This window comes from Shewanella sp. SG44-2 (assembly GCF_014164215.1).
Lineage (GTDB): Bacteria > Pseudomonadota > Gammaproteobacteria > Enterobacterales > Shewanellaceae > Shewanella > Shewanella frigidimarina.
Map to the genome: position 1 here is coordinate 32,919 of NZ_JACJEU010000020.1, position 18,466 is coordinate 51,384.

The following is an 18,466-nucleotide window of genomic DNA, read 5'->3' on the forward strand; positions in this document are numbered from 1 at the left end:
TTGTCGATGTTGAGGGTATATTTACATTTTATTAGCGCAAGCTAATTCAAGAATTGGACACGTTAACAGTGGCAAAGCAAATCCAAGCAATTCGCGGAATGAACGATATTCTGCCTACGCAAAGTCCTTTATGGCAAAAAGTCGAAGCAGTATTGCGTTCATCAGTTAGTGCATTTGGTTATAGCGAAATTCGCACTCCCATCGTTGAAAGTACAGATCTTTTCAAGCGCTCTATTGGTGAAGTGACCGATATTGTTGAAAAGGAAATGTATACTTTTGAAGACCGTAACAGTGACAGTTTAACCTTACGCCCAGAAGGTACGGCTTCAACCGTTCGTGCTGGTAATGAACATGGTCTGCTGTATAACCAAGAACAACGTTTATGGTATATGGGTCCCATGTTTCGTCATGAGCGTCCGCAAAAAGGTCGTTACCGTCAATTCCACCAGTTTGGTGTTGAAGTGTATGGTATTGGTAGCGCCGACATTGATGCTGAAGTATTAATGTTATCTGCCCGTTTATGGGATTTACTCGGCATTAAAGAACACGTTGCACTAGAGCTTAATACGCTAGGCGACCCCGCTGAGCGCGCCGCTTACCGTGATGCTTTAATCGCATTTCTAGAGCAGCACAAAGATAAGTTGGATGAAGATAGTCAACGTCGCATGTATTCAAATCCATTGCGAGTGTTAGACAGTAAAGATCCGCAAGTGCAAGCCATTTTAGGCGATGCACCAGCATTGATGGATTACCTTGGTGAAGACTCTAAGACACATTTTTCAACTTTGTGTGAACTCTTAGACGCTGTTGGCATCCAATACACCATCAATCCGCGTTTAGTCCGTGGTTTAGATTATTATAACCGCACTGTATTTGAATGGGTTACCACTAGTTTGGGCTCTCAAGGTACAGTATTAGCAGGTGGACGCTACGATGGTTTAGTCGGCCAACTTGGTGGTAAAGACACACCTGCGGTTGGCTTTGCTATGGGACTTGAGCGTATTGTGCTTTTGCTTGAAACGCTTGAGTTAACCAGTGATATTGCCCCTGAAGTGGACGTTTATGTCACTGCAATGGGTGAAAATTGTGTCGTTGAAGCCATTAAAGTAGCTCAAGAGTTGCGTCAACAGTTGCCAACGCTTAAAGTCATGAGCCATTGCGGTGGTGGTAACTTTAAAAAGCAAATGAAACGCGCTGATAAAAGCGGTGCCCAATTTGCGTTGATTATTGGTGAAAACGAAATAGCCAACAATCAAGTTGCCATTAAGCCGTTAAGAACAAACAATGAACAACAATTGGTTACGCGTAGTGAACTCGTAGCTAAAATTGCAGAACTGATTTAAGAACAGATTTTAAAGGGGAAGTGCAAGTGGAAATTTATAGCACAGAAGAACAACAAGTAGATGCTATCAAGCAGTTCTGGAAAGATTATGGTACCTCGATTGTCGTTGGTGCCGTAGTAGGCCTTGGTGGTCTATATGGTTGGAATACTTATTCTGACATGAAAGTGACTGCGGCTGAAGAAGCTTCTGAGTCGTTTCAGTCTATCGTGACACAGTCGGCTAACCCTGCTGCGTTATTGGTTCAGGCAGAAAGCTTTACATCAGAACATGATCAGCAAGGTTATCAAGCGTTACTAGAATTAATGGTGGCAAAATCCGCTGTTGAAGCCGGCGATTTAGCCAAAGCAGAAGCATCATTTACAAAAGTGATTGCTGCGCAACCTGGTTCTGGTTTAGGCATGGTAGCGATGATCCGTTTAGCGCGTATCCAAGCTGAGCAAAACAATTTAGGTATGGCGTTAGCGACGTTAGAACAAGTGACTGATAAAGCATTTGCTTCACAACGCGAAGAATTAAAAGGCGACTTTTTAGTGCGTCAAGGTGATTTGGATAAAGCCAAATCAGCTTATCAAGCAGCAGTGGATAATGGTGGTGCGTTAGCCAGTCCAGCGTTGACCATGAAATTAGACAATCTAAACAAGGCATAAGGAATTTAGCCGATGAAGTCGTGGTGTAAAAATCTACTTGCCGTTGGGTTAAGTGTTGCTCTTATGTCTGCTTGTTCTTCAAGTGATGTTGAAGAAGAGCCTGTGAGTGAATTAGTTGATATACAAGCAACCGTTTTTCCTGAGGTCACTTGGGATACCAGTGTCGGCGATGGTGTAGGCGATTATTACTCGCAACTTCGTCCTACCGTTCGTTACGGCAAGGTGTTTGTCGCCGATCGCAGCGGTATTGTGGTTGCTTTTGATGAAACAACCGGTGATGAGCTTTGGAAGCAAGACTTCAATGACGTCTTTGAAGAGAAGCTTGAAACTAAAACCAAGGGGCTTCGTTTAGCAGCAGGTGTTACAGCTGCACGTAATAAAGTCTTTGTTGGTGGCGAAACGGGTTTATTGGTTGCGCTTGACGAAGCAACCGGTGACGTTGTGTGGTCTGCGCAAGCAAATGGCGAGTTATTATCGGCGCCGACAGTGGCAGAAGATGTTGTTGCGGTAAATACCAGTAAAGGCGCATTTGAAGCATTTAATATCGATAACGGTAAAAAGTTATGGACCTATGAAATGCAACTGCCAAACCTGACTTTACGTGGTACTGGTTCTGCAGCATATGAAGCGGGCGGTTTCTTTTTAGGTACAGCAGACGGTAAGGTGGCTGTTGTCGTTAAAAGTAATGGTCAGGCTGCTTGGGAACAACCCGTCTTTAGTCCAACCGGCGCAAATGAGTTCACCCGGATGGCTGATATTGATATGACGCCATTAGTACTGGGCGAAAATCTGTATGTTGCTAGTTACAATGGTAACTTAGTGTCTATGGAACTTCGTAGTGGTCGTGTTGTTTGGTCGCGTAAATATTCAAGCTTTAATGATTTAGCTGCTGCAGGTATTAGTCTGTATTTGGTCGATGATCATAGCCGAATTTACTCAGTCGATCGCCGTAATGGTTTAGAATTATGGAGCACTTCAGTCCTTAAAAACCGTGAGTTAACAGCACCAGCAGTAATTGATAACTATATTGTTGTCGGCGACTTTGAAGGTTACTTACATTTTATTGACCGTAATAGCGGCGATATAGTTGGCCGAGTTCAAGTTGATAGTAATGGATTATATGCCCAACCTTTAGTTGTGGGTGACAAAATCTATGTTCAAGGTCGTAGTGGCAAAATCGCTATTGTTATGTTGAACAAAGAAGAACAAATGAATGTAGAGGAAGATACTGAAACTAATGCGGAATAAGTCATAGCACTATTTTTGCGTTAATTAAGGTATAATGTCCTTACTAGAGCCCCTGGAAGCGTTCCGGGGGCTTTTTATTGAAAAGTTTTTTAGAGGCAAAATCATGATCCCTGTTGTGGCCCTTGTAGGGCGACCGAATGTCGGCAAATCGACATTATTTAACCGTCTTACTCGTACTCGTGATGCGTTAGTCGCTGATTTCCCAGGTTTAACACGTGACCGTAAATACGGCCGTGCTTTTTTAGCTGGCTACGAGTTTATCGTTGTTGATACTGGCGGTATTGATGGCAGCGAAGAAGGGATCGAAACCAAAATGGCTGAACAGTCATTGGCCGCGATTGAAGAAGCTGATGTCGTATTATTTATGACCGATGCTCGTGCTGGTATGACGGCTGCCGATTTAGCGATTGCTCAGCATTTACGTAGCCGCGATAAAGTCACTTTTGTGGTTGCCAACAAAGTTGACGGTATTGATGCCGATTCTGCTTGTGGTGAATTTTGGTCTCTAGGTTTAGGTGAAGTCTATCAAATGGCTGCCGCGCAAGGCCGTGGTGTGACCAACATGATTGACTACGCACTAACGCCTTATGCCGAAGCTATGGGTATTGTTCGCGAACTCGACGAAGAAGGCGAGCAAGTTGAACGTGAATACACTGAAGAAGAAGCTGAAGCCGAACAAGAACGCCTGCAAAACTTACCGATTAAGCTCGCTATTATTGGTAAGCCTAACGTGGGTAAATCAACACTGATTAACCGTATCCTCGGCGAAGAACGTGTTGTTGTTTATGACGAGCCAGGCACCACTCGTGACAGTATTTACATTCCAATGTCACGCGAAGGTAGAGAGTACGTATTAATTGATACTGCTGGTGTTCGTCGTCGCAGTAAAGTAAATGAAGTTATTGAGAAATTCTCGGTAATTAAAACCTTGAAAGCAGTTGAAGATGCTAACGTAGTATTGTTAGTTATCGATGCGCGCGAAGGGATTGCAGAACAAGATCTTGGTTTATTAGGTTTTACCTTAAACGCAGGTCGTGCATTAGTTATTGCGATAAATAAGTGGGACGGTATTGATCAAAAAGTCAAAGACCGTGTTAAAAGCGAACTTGATCGCCGTTTAGGCTTTATCGATTTCGCCCGTATTCACTTTATTTCGGCATTACATGGCACTGGTGTTGGTCATTTATATGAGTCAATTGAAGAAGCCTACGACAGTGCTACACGTCGTGTAAGCACATCAATGCTTACTCGTGTTATGCAAATGTCGCAAGATGATCATCAACCACCATTGGTGAATGGTCGTCGTGTAAAGCTTAAATATGCTCACGCTGGCGGTTATAACCCACCAATCGTAGTTATTCATGGTAACCAAGTTAAGAAGCTACCTGATTCGTACAAGCGCTACATGATGAACTACTTCCGTCGTTCATTAAAAGTAGTTGGTACGCCAATTCAGTTACGTTTCCATGAAGGTGCTAACCCGTTTGAAGGTAGAACCGAGAAATTGACCGTAGGTCAAGAGCGTCGTCGTAAGCGTGCAATGAGCCACATTCGCGATCGTACTAAGTAATATAGTATTGGAATAACTTAGTATTGGAATAACTTAGGATTGGAATAACTTAGTATTGAACTACGTTATTTATCGCTCAAAAAGCCTGACTTGTTCAGGCTTTTTTGTAGGTGTAAACCGTGCTCGTGTTATTTGAATTGCTATTGGTATTATTGTTTCAGCAGAAAATTTTCATTCTATGGTGATCTAAGACATTGAAGATTGGGTGAACTAGGATGCAGCAAAAAATTATCGGTTATCATTTGGATGAAGAACAGCATTGGGTGGCAGAATTAGGCTGTGGTCACTTTCAGCATGTACGCCATAATCCGCCTTGGACTGTTCGCCTTTGGGTGACGACAATCGAAGGTCGGCAACAACAATTAGGAATGATCCTTAATTGTAAAAAATGCGATGTTGCGGCACCGCCAGATAGTGTCGACTAAATTGAGTTTACCTATCTTAAGACGTTAAATCACCAGTGGCTCGACACCACCATAAATACGCGGCAATGTAAGTACATATCATGCTGTCCATTACCATTGATAACCAAAACCCATCGACAAAAGCTTGATTGGCATGACTCAATACCAAGCTAACAAAAAACAGCTTTTCAATGAGCGCAATGCAAAATAGCGGCTTTATCCAAGTTGAACGCACCATCGCAATAAAAAAACTGCATCCAACCATTAATACCATAAATCCCCAATGCTGAATAAATATCGTGTCACTGGGCTGATAGGTTAGTTGGTTAAGATTTTCGACAGCCCATTGTGGGAATAAGGTATAAAGCCCGCCTAATGACGTGCCTATACCTGCAAGGAATAATGCTGTTTGTCGAGTTTTGTGCAGAAAATGAGTCATGTGTGAGTCCGTTCAAAGTTATTTTATCGCCATAGTGTCATGTTTTAGATTATTTTCCGATTTTTGTTATCCATAAGTGATTGTTAAGATTCCGGCGTGATAATGGCCCCCATCATCGCAATCCTACCGAGGTTTTTATGCAAACACAGACTACTTATCCACGACTCCATCGTCTTATTCATTGGGGATTGGCATTGACTATGATGGTGATGTTATTAACTGTATTACTAAGGCTTGGGTGGATGGAGAAAAACCATATGGCCGCCATAATTCATCAAGGCTTAGCGAAAATAGATGTCATTATTACCGATAAACAAGCGGTGAGCATTGCCAAAGGTATTCGTGGCGTTATGTTCCAGTGGCATATTTATTTTGGCTATGCGGTTGGGGTATTTGTATTCGCTCGGTTTGTTTATATGGCTAAATTTGGTCTGCATTATCCGTCACCTTTTTCACGCCAAGCTACCACAAAGCAAAAGTTTCAGGCATGGGTGTATTGGGTCTTTTATGCCGGCGTAGCGTTATCGGTAATAACAGGTTTGTTACTCAAGTTTGGTTCTGAAGCAATAGAACAGCAGGCTGAAACGATTCATAAGTTGGCATTGTGGTATTTCATCCCTTTTATTAGTTTACATTTAGCAGGGATTTTAGTGGCGGAGTCAGGCAACGATAAAGGCATCGTGTCGAAAATGATTGGCGGCTAATGTTAGTTTCCTTTTTTTGAATGGCATAAATGGTCTTTACGATATCTTTACAATGCTTAAGTAAATCTTAAGATTGGTGGCTTATGTTGTTTGCTATCGGTTCATTAGGTGAAAATATGATGTCAATTGGGTTATTTTGTCATTTTCGTAACATTAAGTTTATCGCGTTGAGTTTGGCTATTGGGTTAGGTGTTAATGCCCAAGCTCAAGCCGCTCCCTCATTAGAACATGATGTGTTAGATCAACAAGGCGCAAGTGTGAGTCTGCAACAGTTTGCTGGCAAAGTGGTTTATGTTGATTTTTGGGCATCTTGGTGTGCTCCGTGCCGTAAATCATTTCCGTGGATGAATGCAATTCAGGCTAAATATCAACAGCAAGGTTTAGAGGTTGTAGCGATTAATCTTGATGTTGATACCGCCTTAGCCCATGAGTTTTTGAGCAAGCTGCCAGCAACATTTAATCTTCGTTTTGATCCTGAAGGTGATATCGCTCAAGCCTTTGACTTACAGGGTATGCCAAGTAGCTTTTTGTTCAATCGTAAAGGTGAATTAGTGCAAACTCACATGGGTTTTTTTACTGAAAACATTCCCGCCTACGAACAAGAAATCCAAATGTTGTTACAGGAGTAAATTGATGACAAAAGCATTTTATCAACCATTTGCCAAAGCTGCCGTGGCATTAGCCATTGTCAGTAGTTTGGTTGGCTGTTCGAGCTTAGGTGTACAACCTTGGGAAAAAGATCAATTAGCCCGTGCTGATATGGCTTTGAACAGCGAAAAACTCGATCTCGCGTTAGATGATCATATTTACTTTAGCAAAGAAGGCACCAGTGGTGGTCGCTCATTAGCGGGCGGAGGTTGTGGATGCAACTAACATCTAAGCAAAGTATTGCCAGTGCGTTGGCATTGGCAAGCTGTAGTTTGTTGAGTCAACAGGCCAGTGCTGCAGAACCTATTCCTGCCACTGATGATTGGAAGGTCGATGCTGCCATTATGTATTATGGTGAGCAGGACCGTGTTCAAGCCGCAGAAGCGATTGGTAATGTACAAAAAGCCTTTGGTGATAGTTCGTTATTGGACCTTAAAATTGTGGTCGACAGTTTAACTGGTGCATCAGCTTCTGGTGCAGTGGCCCAAAGTGACAGTCAAACTTTCACGCGTCCATCGGGTGATGGCCAATACACTGTTGCTGCTGGTGATACCCCGCTGGACGATACCTTTCATGATACTCGTGTTCAGCTAAGTGCTAATTGGCAAGAAGTGCTTAATCAAGATTGGACTGGTAATATTGGCGTGTATGGTTCGAAAGAGTTTGATTATCTTTCAATGGGTATTAATGGTGGTCTTGAGCGAAGTTTTAATAAAAATAACACAACGTTGTCATTGTCGGGTGCTTTTACCAATGATGTAGTTGATCCTGTTGGCGGCCGCCCAGTGGCAATGTCAGAAATGGTATTTCGTGGTAATTATGCCAACGATGCCGATTATCAAGTAGCCTTCGATCAAACTCGTTTAGCGGACGATGATACTAAACAAACAAGCGATATTATGTTTGGCGTAACTCAGATTATTAATCGTAATTGGTTGATGCAAGCTAACTATGGTTTATCAAGTGTGTCAGGCTACATGACTGACCCGTACAAGATCCTTAGTGAGGTCGATGTTAACGGTCAAACACAAGCTTACCGTTACGAAAATCGTCCAGACTCACGCCTTAAGCACAGTGTGTTGTTACTTACTAAAGGCGCGCTGGATTCAGGTGTAGTTGATTTTTCATATCGTTACAGCACTGATGATTGGGACATTCAATCGCATACTTTAGAGACCCATTATCGCTACTATTTTAGCCCAAGTATGTACGGACAATTACACTTGCGTTATTACCAGCAGCAAGCCGCTGAGTTTTATCAACCATTCTTAATGAGTGGCGATGCAATACCTGAGTATGCCAGCGCAGATTATCGCATTGGTGATATGACGGCTTACACTATAGGGCTTAAATTTGGTCAGCGTTTATCGGGTGGCCATGAACTAAGTTATCGTATTGAATATTATCAGCAAAATCCTGAAAATAATGGCACAGAGATACCTGGTCAGCTACAAAACTACGATTTATTCCCAGCGGTGAAGGCGATAGTAGCTCAAGTGAGTTATTCGTTTTAAGATGAACGTATCATCAATAAATAGAGTCATTTAATTTGCTTGAACCACTCAAAACAATGTCAAAAGCCCCAAAAGTGATGAGCTTACAGCCTCGTCCTTGGGGCTTTTTAGGTTCATTTAACGCTATGGCTAGTCCATGTGAATTATTAATGGCGGTTGATGATGAGCATACTGCGAGGCAAATGCTGACTATTGCTTATGACGAAGCAAAGCGTATAGAACATAAATTCAGCCGTTTTATTGAAGGTAACATAGTTTGGCAGTTAAACCATGCCCAAGGTGAAACCACACCGATCGATGCCGAAACAGCTCATTTATTACAGTTTGCTCAACAGTGTTTTCAATTAAGCGAATCAGCTTTTGATATCAGTGCCTGTCCTTTAATGGCGTTATGGCGCTTTGATGGTAACCATCGAGTGCCGTTACAAACTGATATTGATGCCGCTTTGCTTAAGGTGGGTTTTGATCGCATTGCATTGACTGATAAGACCGTTTGCATGCCTGCAGGCATGAGTGTCGACTTTGGCGGTATAGGTAAGGAATATGCGGTTGATCGCACTGCACAAATATTAACGAATCGTTGGCCAAATCAATCGGTATTAGTCAACTTTGGGGGCGACATTACTTGCCCTGTCACCAAAAGTGATGGCTGGCAGGTAGGGATTGAAAACCCGCATAAGCTTGATAACGCTGCAGCACTGTTAACTATTCGCCAAGGTGCGTTAGCCACTAGTGGCACTACTCGGCGCTATATTGAGGTAGACGGTAAACGTTATGGGCATATTATTAATCCTCAAACGGGATACCCCGTAGAACAAGCGCCATTATCTGTCACTGTGCTGGCGCCCAATTGTGTTATGGCTGGAATGTTGGCCACAATGTCGATGCTAAAAGGAGCTGATGCTGAAGATTTTTTACAGCAACAAGGTGTCGATTTTAAGGTGTTTCGTTAATGAATAAGGGTACTGAATGCGGGTGTTATTAGTAGAAGATAATAAGCTGTTAGCACAAGGCATCGTGATGAGTTTAGCTAAATCAGGTATTCAGGTCGATCATTTAGCATCATATAATCAAGCACAAATCGCCTTAGAAAATGAAGATTTTAGCGCCATTATTCTCGATTTAAGTTTACCCGATGGCAATGGTGCTGACTTATTAAAACAGTGGCGTAAAAATGGTATCTCGTTACCTATAATTGTGTTGACCGCAAATACAGATTTTGACACTCGCTTAATGTGTTTAGATATTGGTGCAGATGATTATTTAAGTAAGCCTTTTGATGTGAGGGAATTAATCGCGAGGCTTAAAGCGATTATTCGACGCCAACATGGCCTAGATAATAACCAATTTAGCTACGGTGCACTCAACATTGATTTTGCCCGCTGTGAAGTTCATTTTCGCGATGAGTTAGTGTCGCTTTCACGTCGTGAATATCAATTATTACTCGAATTTGCTCAATCAGCAGGTCGCGTGTTAACCCGTAATCAACTTGAACAGTTAACTTATGGCTGGGATGAAGTAGGCAGTAACTCTATTGAAGTGCATATTCATCATCTACGGAAAAAAACCGCCACGGAATTGATCAAAACCGTGCGTGGTATAGGCTATATATTAACTGAAACGGTATAGTCTTTAGGGGTTAATGGCTCTACATTTTGTCTGGCTTAAATTAAAGGCTCATCACTTTCTTTTTAAGTTGATTTTGGATGCCTTGAGGATGTTTTACTTTCCAGCGGGCTGATTCTCTATCGTCGAGCTTTATGTTTAGTGCTTTGGTTTATCATCGCCGGATATAGCACACTTTTATTAATTAGTTTCCTGTTGTCATTGGTGTTTCTTTATTTCGAGGTAGGCGCTGTATGCTTGTTAAAGGATTTGCTTACTGCTGCAATATGGTATAAATAATCAATCGACTGTGTGACAGTCGATTGATTGATGTGAGCCTCATTTATATGCATGTTCCATGTTGATATAGTGCCTTGTTACATAAGCTTGATTCAGCAGGCTTAGCTATTGATCATTGTTTTTAGTTCATCGGCCCTTTTTATAGTGTTTTCTGAGACTTTCTTTGCCATCTCAACTACACCCTGAATACCTTCTTTTACTTTCTGTGACGCCATGGACGTTTGGCTTATATTGCTGGCTATATCGCCGGTAACAGCAGACTGTTGTTCCGACGTCGTTGCAATCGACTCAACTTTTAATGCAACGTCTTTGGCTTTGTCGATAATTTGTTTCAGCATATCAGCTACTTGGTGTGACACTTTTATTCCTTGGGTTACTTTCTCTCTACCGATCGCCATGCTGCTGACGACAGTTTGAGTGTCATTTCTCATTGCGTCGATGGCTTGCTCTACTTCTTGGGTCGCTTCGGTCGTGCGGGTGGCCAATTGTCTAACTTCGTCTGCCACAACGGCAAATCCGCGCCCTTGTTCACCAGCTCTGGCTGCTTCAATTGCCGCATTTAGTGCCAATAAATTGGTTTGCTCGGCAATGCCACGAATGACACTCAAGATCCCTTCTATCTGATGACTCTGTTGACTTAGAGAGTCTATGGAGGTGGAGCTTTCATTGAATGCTTCACTGATCTCATTCATTTGCTCCAGAGACTTGTCCATTAAGTTACCGCCATTCTCAGCTAATTTTAGAGAGTCATCAGAGCTGTGGGTAGCATCAGTACTGTTCATGGAAACGTCCGCCGCCGAGGCTGATAATTCTTCAATGGCAGCCGCTATCATATTCACTTGGTCAACTTGCATGGTGATTTCTTCTGCCATGGCAGAGTTAGAGTCGAATATTGCATCGGCTCCCTCTGCAGCCTCATTCATGGATAGTGCAGTCGATTCCACCACTTGCTGTAGGGCGAGTGACATGGCGTTTACTTCTCGAGTCAATTCAGCTAGCTCATCTTTCCCCTGGATTGGCAAAGGCGTGCCGCTTAATTTATTGTTTGATATGTCTTTCGCGCGGTCTAAAATAGGCATGAGTCGGCTTAACAAATCTTTACTGAACCAAATGCCAATTAACACTGAAATAAATAGTGAAACCACAGCACTGCCAATCAGAGTGACTTGCATATTCTGAGTGTTAGATTTTAAATTGACGATATCCTCAGCGAGTAATTCATCTTGGGATGTGCGCATTGTACCTAATATCTCTAATGCTTTACTTGCTCTTGGCGCAGCTTCACTACCGAGTAAATGATTTGCCTGATTCCAGTCATTTGCTTCACGTAATTGAAACATAGTTTGGGGCAGAGGAGCGAACTCTAGACGTATTGTTTGATATATCTGCCAGTTAGCATTCTGGCTTGGGGTAAACAATATTCCTGCGAGCGAATCGATGTTATCGAAAGCTTGAGTATTCGCCTGCCAGTTAGAGGCAAATTTGTCTTTGAAATCACTATTACCCGATAACAAATAGGCTCTGATATTAGCAAGACCAATGGCAAATGAGCCGCGTGAATCAGCGAGTTGCTTTAGTAATAGTTTGCGCTCATCAGTCGCCTCGAGTGTTGCCTCTTCATCGATGATTGCGGTTATTGCGTCGAGTATTTTACTTGCTCGCGGCGCTGCATCGGTAATTAACAAGTGATATGATTTTATATTTTCAGGGGTATTGGAAATAGTCTGTATCTGCTCTTGAGATACTTTAAACTCTGCCAGTACGCTTTCCAATTCGGATAACATTGCTTTGTTGGTGGGATCGGTCCAGTTCACTGACAAGTTGGAGAGTATTGCTAAGCTGCTGTCAATATTGCTCCATGCTTCTTCTCGTTCACTAGACATTTTTTGAGCCATTTGTGGGTCGCTGCCAAGGATCATGTATCCTCTGAGCGCCGCCAAAGAGCTATTGATACCATTGGTAATATCTTTACCAGCAACAACTGTCACCATTCTTAAATCGATAACTTTAGTCTGAACTTCTGCTGTGTTCATAAGCTTGATGTAATTGGAAAGGGATGACAGTAGTAGCAATAAAAATATGGTGCCAAAAGCCAGCAATAATTTCAATTTAATGGAGGTTAGCATGATTTTCTCTTTTATCTTTAGGTGGCTGATTAGTAATGGTTAGAGATAATATTTATATTTATAATCCAGCAATTGAGAGATTTGATACTGGTAAACAAGTTAAGATAAGTCAAGGTTGAAAAAAATAAATCAAAAGAAAATCTAAATAAGTCAAGCATAAGCGACGAACAAATTACACCCAATGTGATAAGGAAATTATGTTTTCATTACGATTATTATTAAGTTTGATTATGCTAGTAGGGATTGTTCTCACGGTAACCTTTTCGAGCATACTCAGTACCCGCGATGCTATGCATGAAGTCGAAGAATTGTTTGATGCGCAGATGGTTCAAACCGCCAAAATGCTGGAACAATTTTATGTAGATCAATTAACCGAAGACCAATTGACTCAACTTATCTCTCAGCCGATCTTGTTTCATGTTGCGGATTCAAAGATAGAAACCTTTGCAGAACAATCGAATCCTGTCACTTTGTCTTATGAGCATAAATTATCATTTCAATTACTGTCCAGCTCGGGACAGTTACTCGCGTACTCTGATAGCACTGGCGAACAACCATTAACCAATTTCACTCAAGGTTATGATATTCATCGAATCGATGATGAGTTATGGCATGTATACAGCTTTTTTTCATCGCCGCATCAAGTATGGATTGTGACTGCGCAACGTGATGATGTTCGGCAAGAATTAGTCTCATTAATCATCAGCAACACCTGGCGCTCGCCATTAATGATTACCCCCATTATGGTATTTTTTATGTTAGTGCTGACTTATTTCTTATTTAAACCAGTTAAATTATTAGAACGTCACCTAGCTAACCGCTCAGCCCAAGACCTAACCCCTATCAATTTCACGTTACCGACAGAGTTAGCGTCAACACAAAAAGCCCTTAATAGCTATTTGCTGCGCATTAGCGAGACGATGATCCGTGAACGTCGCTTTAGTGCAGATGCAGCCCATGAACTTAAAACGCCATTAGCGATTATTAAGTTACACAGCGACGGCTTAAGCGATGTATTGTCTAGCCAAACACCAGAGATCCAGCAGACAACTTTGCCGTATATAGAAGCCATAGGCGAGGGCGTAAACCGCATTAGCCATACTGTAGAGCAGCTGTTGTTATTATCACGCGTTGATGCCATTGAGGCGTTAAATAAAACCGATTGTAAGCTGCAAGATGTTATTGAGAATGTGATAAATCAGCTTGTACACATCATTGCCGATTACGAGTGGTATATCGTTGTTCCTAAAGATATGACCATCAATGCCGATCCGTTTTACATTGAATTGGTACTGAAAAATATTATCGAAAATGCCTGCAAATATAGCCCTATAGAATCATTAATTACCATTACGGTTACTCAGGACGAGCAGCAGACGATGATTTGTGTACTTGATCAAGGCAAGGGAATGTCTGATGAAGAAATTAGCTTAGCCAAAAATCGCTTTTATCGAGTTGATGAAAACGCTTCACACGGTGCCGGTTTAGGCTTGTCGATTTGCCAGCATATTATCAGTTTACATCATGGTGAATTGACTTTTAGCAAAGTAGAACCTCATGGCTTAAATGTTTGTATCGTCTTACCTCATGCTCAGATTTAGTGTGCGAACTGATAACTTTATTGATTTTATATATAAAAAAACAACACGAGAGGCAAGGTCTACTCGTGTTGTTTAGCGCTTTAGCTCGCTGATTTTTTTGACTGTTTACTGTCTTTCTCTTGAAGGCTTTTCTCTTGACGGTTTGTCTCTTGAAGGCCCTGCGTCTCTTGATTGGCTTGCACGGCGTGATGATGAATTATCACGTTGCTGACTCATTGAGCGCGAAGCTTGCTGAGGAGTCGATCGAGTTGTTTCGCGAACTTGCTGCTTTTGCGGTTCACTCCTACGAATTTGTTTCACTTGCTGTTGTGGATTGCGCATCGCGTTAACGTGCGACTCTCGCGACTTTTCAACTCGAGTGTTACGCTGTGCTTGTTGTAATTCTTGAGTGCGCGGCTTGCTTGTTATATTTGCCACCGGTTTTGCCTCATATTTAGGCCTAGTTTGGGCCACATCGCGCTGGCGACTGTAATTTGACTTCATCGGCTCGCCTTTACGCTCAAACGACTTTACCTGTGCTACAGGTTGACGTTGTTGGCTGAGATCGCGTTTTAGCTGGTTACTTCTGTGCTCTATCGGCTCATTACGGCCTACGCTTCTTACTGTCGATTTTTCGCTACGCTTGTCATGCTTGTTGCCATGGCTTACTTCTTTACGCTGCTCATTGACCTTGGTTGAGTAATGACGAGGTTCATTGGCGTGCTGGCGTTTAGGTTCACGTGAATAGCTTACTTGCTTGTTACGCTTTTCATAATGGCCGTTATAACGTTTGCTGATCACTTGGCTGTGGTAAGCCACACCCTTGCGATGCTTAGGTTTATGTTGCCAATGTTGGGCTCCATGGCTGTAACTAATTTTCCGTGGTGTGTAGTAACGGTAGTTTTGATGTACTGGCACCGCAATCACGCGGCGGTCATGCCAATGAAAACCACTAAAAAAGAAATTAAAGCTAATGCGTACTCCGCTGTCCCAGTATATCGCGCTGTGGTTAGGGCGATAATGTACGTAAGCAGGTGCATGCCAATAAACGGGTGGATAACGATTCCAGCGCCAATTGCCATAAACGATACGGCTGTCGTAGTAAGGCACGTAAACAATTTCTGGGCGAACTGATTCAATAATAATCCGGCGCTCGACTCGTGACACTTTAACTTGCTCAAGGTCGGCTAAGTTGTTGGCTTCGTCAGCTTGTTGCCTTAACGATTGAATAGTGTCTAGCATGCGACCTTCGTCTTGCAAAAATGCATCACCTACGCTTTGAGTCCACGCTAAATCATCATTTAAACGCTCTAATACATTGGGAAATGCTACCAATGCTTTCACGCTTGGGTCCCAGTCTTGCGACTCTACCTCTGTCATAATTTTGTTGGTGTCGCGGTTACCTTGGTTTGCTAACCAGCGTTTTGCTTGGACAATTTCTAATGGATACGTAGACGCTATTAATATGTGGGTTAATAAACTGTCTGGATATAGCGCTATTGGCGCGAGCATTTGTGCCAACTCAGCATCACTCACCACATCATCTGCTGCATTATAAGTGTATGAATTAGTTGGTTGCGCCGCTTGTACATTTGTTAATGGCATACAGACCAAGGCTAAGGCGAGTAATGCCTGAGCGGGTACGTGAATGGCTTTTTTCATGTTATCTCCAGCGTCATTGATGACTGTTATGTTCATCATAACGAGCCGAAGATGAACATAAGCTGAAAGCTAATAACTGAAATTAATACGCTAGAACTATGCGAGAGGAATAAACGAGAGGAATAAACGAGAGGAGCAAGCTAGATAAATTAAACAAATAATATATAACGGCAACCTGAGGTAGGCGTTTACTGTTGGAAAATAAACTCAAATTTGGCGCCACCCAATGATGCCGATTGACCAACGGTAAGTTTACCGTGATAACTGTCGACAAGATCTCTGACTATTGCCAGTCCTATCCCGTGGCCTTGAGTGTAAGTGTCTGCACGGATCCCCCGTTCAAAAATATGCTGCTGTTTATCTTTAGGGATACCTTCACCATCATCTTCAATTGTCATGCACAGCTGATTTTCTTGCTGCGTAAGGGTTAATATCACCTTTGTTTTAGCAGCCTTACAAGCATTGTCGAGCACATTGCCAAGCATTTCTGTTAAGTCTGCTTCATCGCCTTTAAAGCGCGCTTGTTTGTTGGGGTGATACTCAATGGTGAGGTTTTGATGTTGGTATATCTTACTTAAGGTTCTGACTAATTTAACGGCAATACTGTCAACATTCACCCCTAAATGCCAAGCACTACCCGCTGCGCTTTGTGCCCGCTTTAGTTGGTAAGCAATAATTTGGTTTATACGATTAATTTGTTCCATCGAGGCTTCACTTAGATCCGCTTGAGTTTGGATTACCGCTAAAGGTGTTTTTAAACTGTGGGCTAAATCGGCTAAAGCATTGCGGTAGCGTTTGCGCTGACTTTGTTCGGTTTGCAATAAGGTGTTTAACTGTTGCGCTACTTTTTGCAATTCCACAGGGTAGCGAGTACTGAGTTGCTTTGATGTGCCTTGTTCTACAGCACTGAGTTCTTGGCTAAATTGACCTAATGGTTTTAGTGTCCATAACAACCAGCTGAGCTGTACGATAACCAATAAAGCAGTCAACACCAACAACCAAGTCCATAAGGTGTTAGAGAACTTTTGGATTTGTTGTAGATATTCTTGTTGGTTTTTTATAATGTGCAGCGTCATGGTAAAAGGCTGTTCGCTGGTGGCAAAACTCACGCTAAAACTGTATATCAACTGCGGTTTGTCATTAATCAATATCGAGTCGAAGGTACTTCTACCCGTTGCGGGTTTGGGTAAGTTAATCGGCGTGTTGAGGCCGAGAAATGAGTTTGAAGTCCACAGTAGTTGGTTATCTTTAGTGGTGATTAATGCATAAAGACCTGAGCCAATCACATTGAATTGGTTTTCAAGTAAATGAGACGGCATTTGTAATTGGTTATCTTCTACTTCAGCCATGGCTAAAACAGAGTAAACATAGGCTTTTAACTGGTTTTTTGCAGCAACATTTATTTGGGTTTCGAAGGCATTATTAACGGTTATACCGATAATAGGTAATAACACCAAAATCAGTAATAACGCACTGACCACAATGCGGACTTTAAGCGAGCTGAGTAGTTTACGCATCTGGGTCTAACTGTCGTAGTCGATAACCTTGACCACGTAATGTTTCAATTAATTGATATTGATTGTCGGGGTCGAGTTTTTTACGTAACCGACGGATAAATACTTCAATTACGTTGGAATCTAAATCAAAATCCTGGTCATAAATATGTTCAATTAAACTGCTTTTTGAATGTACCGACCCAGGGTGCAGCATCAAGTATTCAAATAGTTTGTACTCAGAACCACTGAGGTTAATTATTTGCAGGCTCTTTTTAATTTCTAAACTACGGGTATTGATACTAAAGGGACCATTTTGAATTACTGGACTGGCTTTACCTGCGGAGCGGCGAATTAATGCATTAATTCGCGCGACAAGTTCTTCTAGTTGAAACGGCTTACTTAAGTAATCATCAGCGCCAGCATCTAAACCAACCACTTTATCTTGCCAACTGTCTCGAGCGGTTAAAATAATGATCGGGTAGCTAATGTCTTGTTCACGTAGTTTACTGATTAATGACAAACCATCAAGCTTAGGTAAACCCACGTCGATAATGGCGACATCGTATTGATATTCTTGAGCTTGAAATAAGCCTTCTTCACCATCGCTGGCAACATCAACTGTATATTGCGCATCAATAAGGTGCTGTTTTATGTTTGCTTGTAGGGCTAAATCGTCTTCGACCAGTAATAATCTCATGGGCTAGTTCCTTTTAACCGAGCCATTGGTGGCATCGACTAACACATAAAAAATAACGCCATCATTGGTGAGTAATTTAATCCGATAACCAGGATGTCCATTGACGTTAGCTGATTGCACTTTTAATACTTTACCCGAATAACTCCGCTGAGCCATTTGTACTGCTTGCTGGGCGCTATTAACTACCAGATTGCTGTTCTGCTGGTTATTGTTTTGACGATTATTATTTGGGCCAGGGGAGAACTGAGCACCAGCAGATGAATGTAATGCAGCTGCATAGGACGGCACTGAGCACGTTAGTGACAGTAGCGCTAACATCAGGCCTAACATGGTGGCATTTACGTTGAGCATTCGCTGCATATTGTGTTCCCTAATAACCTCATTATTGCCAGTGTAAAAGATCCCTTTCTATATAGAAACATCTACTTAATCTTATTGGGTAAATAGCCGTAAGCGAAACATAAACGCCCGTAAGATATCGGT

The 18,466-nt window shown here is 42.2% G+C and carries 18 protein-coding genes; 12 read left to right on the forward strand and 6 right to left on the reverse strand.

What is annotated here, in order from left to right; all coding sequences use genetic code 11:
• The first annotated feature begins 68 nt into the window (after positions 1–68).
• The 5 genes from hisS (at position 69) to H5181_RS14440 (ending at position 5,233) form a co-directional block, all read left to right on the forward strand.
• The gene (gene hisS / locus H5181_RS14420; protein ID WP_011636591.1) at positions 69–1,343 is read left to right on the forward strand and encodes a histidine--tRNA ligase; all 1,275 of its coding nucleotides are present in this window, start codon (positions 69–71) and stop codon (positions 1,341–1,343) included.
• A gap of 26 nt (positions 1,344–1,369) precedes the next feature.
• Positions 1,370–1,990: a tetratricopeptide repeat protein gene (locus tag H5181_RS14425; protein WP_123884573.1), complete on the forward strand. Its 621-nt coding sequence runs from the start codon at positions 1,370–1,372 to the stop codon at positions 1,988–1,990.
• Positions 1,991–2,002: 12 nt separating this feature from the next.
• The gene (gene bamB / locus H5181_RS14430; RefSeq protein ID WP_011636593.1) at positions 2,003–3,238 is read left to right on the forward strand and encodes an outer membrane protein assembly factor BamB; all 1,236 of its coding nucleotides are present in this window, start codon (positions 2,003–2,005) and stop codon (positions 3,236–3,238) included.
• 103 nt (positions 3,239–3,341) lie between these two features.
• Positions 3,342–4,808, forward strand: coding sequence for a ribosome biogenesis GTPase Der (gene der, locus H5181_RS14435; protein WP_011636594.1), 1,467 nt, complete (start codon positions 3,342–3,344; stop codon positions 4,806–4,808).
• A gap of 215 nt (positions 4,809–5,023) precedes the next feature.
• Positions 5,024–5,233 carry a DUF3565 domain-containing protein gene (locus H5181_RS14440; RefSeq protein WP_011636595.1) on the forward strand — a complete coding sequence of 70 codons (210 nt, stop codon included), beginning with the start codon at positions 5,024–5,026 and terminating at the stop codon, positions 5,231–5,233.
• Positions 5,234–5,249: 16 nt separating this feature from the next.
• Here the strand turns inward: H5181_RS14440 and H5181_RS14445 are convergent, their stop codons facing one another.
• A complete protein-coding gene (locus H5181_RS14445; protein ID WP_011636596.1) occupies positions 5,250–5,651 on the reverse strand; it encodes a hypothetical protein in 402 nt (133 codons plus the stop codon).
• 137 nt (positions 5,652–5,788) lie between these two features.
• On the opposite strand from H5181_RS14445, the gene H5181_RS14450 reads away from it, so the two are divergent.
• From H5181_RS14450 to H5181_RS14475, 6 genes are all read left to right on the forward strand, one after another.
• Positions 5,789–6,355, forward strand: a complete 567-nt coding sequence (locus H5181_RS14450; RefSeq protein ID WP_182751361.1) for a cytochrome b/b6 domain-containing protein — start codon at positions 5,789–5,791, stop codon at positions 6,353–6,355.
• A gap of 152 nt (positions 6,356–6,507) precedes the next feature.
• Positions 6,508–6,984, forward strand: coding sequence for a TlpA disulfide reductase family protein (locus H5181_RS14455; RefSeq protein ID WP_041413446.1), 477 nt, complete (start codon positions 6,508–6,510; stop codon positions 6,982–6,984).
• 4 nt (positions 6,985–6,988) lie between these two features.
• Complete coding sequence (locus H5181_RS14460; RefSeq protein ID WP_011636599.1) at positions 6,989–7,228, forward strand: DUF4266 domain-containing protein; 240 nt, start codon at positions 6,989–6,991, stop codon at positions 7,226–7,228.
• Positions 7,219–8,517, forward strand: coding sequence for a DUF3570 domain-containing protein (locus tag H5181_RS14465; RefSeq protein WP_182751362.1), 1,299 nt, complete (start codon positions 7,219–7,221; stop codon positions 8,515–8,517). The genes H5181_RS14460 and H5181_RS14465 overlap by 10 nt, the downstream gene beginning before the upstream one ends.
• A gap of 56 nt (positions 8,518–8,573) precedes the next feature.
• Complete coding sequence (locus H5181_RS14470) at positions 8,574–9,470, forward strand: FAD:protein FMN transferase (RefSeq protein WP_182751363.1); 897 nt, start codon at positions 8,574–8,576, stop codon at positions 9,468–9,470.
• A gap of 16 nt (positions 9,471–9,486) precedes the next feature.
• A complete protein-coding gene (locus H5181_RS14475) occupies positions 9,487–10,146 on the forward strand; it encodes a response regulator transcription factor (protein ID WP_011636602.1) in 660 nt (219 codons plus the stop codon).
• 377 nt (positions 10,147–10,523) lie between these two features.
• Here the strand turns inward: H5181_RS14475 and H5181_RS14480 are convergent, their stop codons facing one another.
• Entirely contained in the window at positions 10,524–12,548 is a 2,025-nt protein-coding gene (locus H5181_RS14480; protein WP_182751364.1) for a methyl-accepting chemotaxis protein, read from the reverse strand.
• 197 nt (positions 12,549–12,745) lie between these two features.
• Between H5181_RS14480 and H5181_RS14485 the strand changes: the two genes are divergently transcribed.
• Positions 12,746–14,149, forward strand: a complete 1,404-nt coding sequence (locus H5181_RS14485; protein WP_182751365.1) for an ATP-binding protein — start codon at positions 12,746–12,748, stop codon at positions 14,147–14,149.
• A 105-nt stretch (positions 14,150–14,254) separates the two neighbouring features.
• On the opposite strand, the gene H5181_RS14490 is transcribed toward H5181_RS14485, so the two are convergent.
• The 4 genes from H5181_RS14490 to H5181_RS14505 form a co-directional block, all read right to left on the reverse strand.
• Positions 14,255–15,790: a DUF3300 domain-containing protein gene (locus H5181_RS14490; RefSeq protein WP_182751366.1), complete on the reverse strand. Its 1,536-nt coding sequence runs from the start codon at positions 15,788–15,790 to the stop codon at positions 14,255–14,257.
• A 188-nt stretch (positions 15,791–15,978) separates the two neighbouring features.
• A complete protein-coding gene (locus H5181_RS14495) occupies positions 15,979–17,307 on the reverse strand; it encodes an ATP-binding protein (protein WP_182751367.1) in 1,329 nt (442 codons plus the stop codon).
• Entirely contained in the window at positions 17,300–17,983 is a 684-nt protein-coding gene (locus H5181_RS14500; RefSeq protein ID WP_059747866.1) for a response regulator transcription factor, read from the reverse strand. The genes H5181_RS14495 and H5181_RS14500 overlap by 8 nt, the downstream gene beginning before the upstream one ends.
• Before the next feature lie 3 nt (positions 17,984–17,986).
• Entirely contained in the window at positions 17,987–18,343 is a 357-nt protein-coding gene (locus H5181_RS14505; RefSeq protein ID WP_259397055.1) for a PepSY domain-containing protein, read from the reverse strand.
• Positions 18,344–18,466 lie beyond the last annotated feature (123 nt).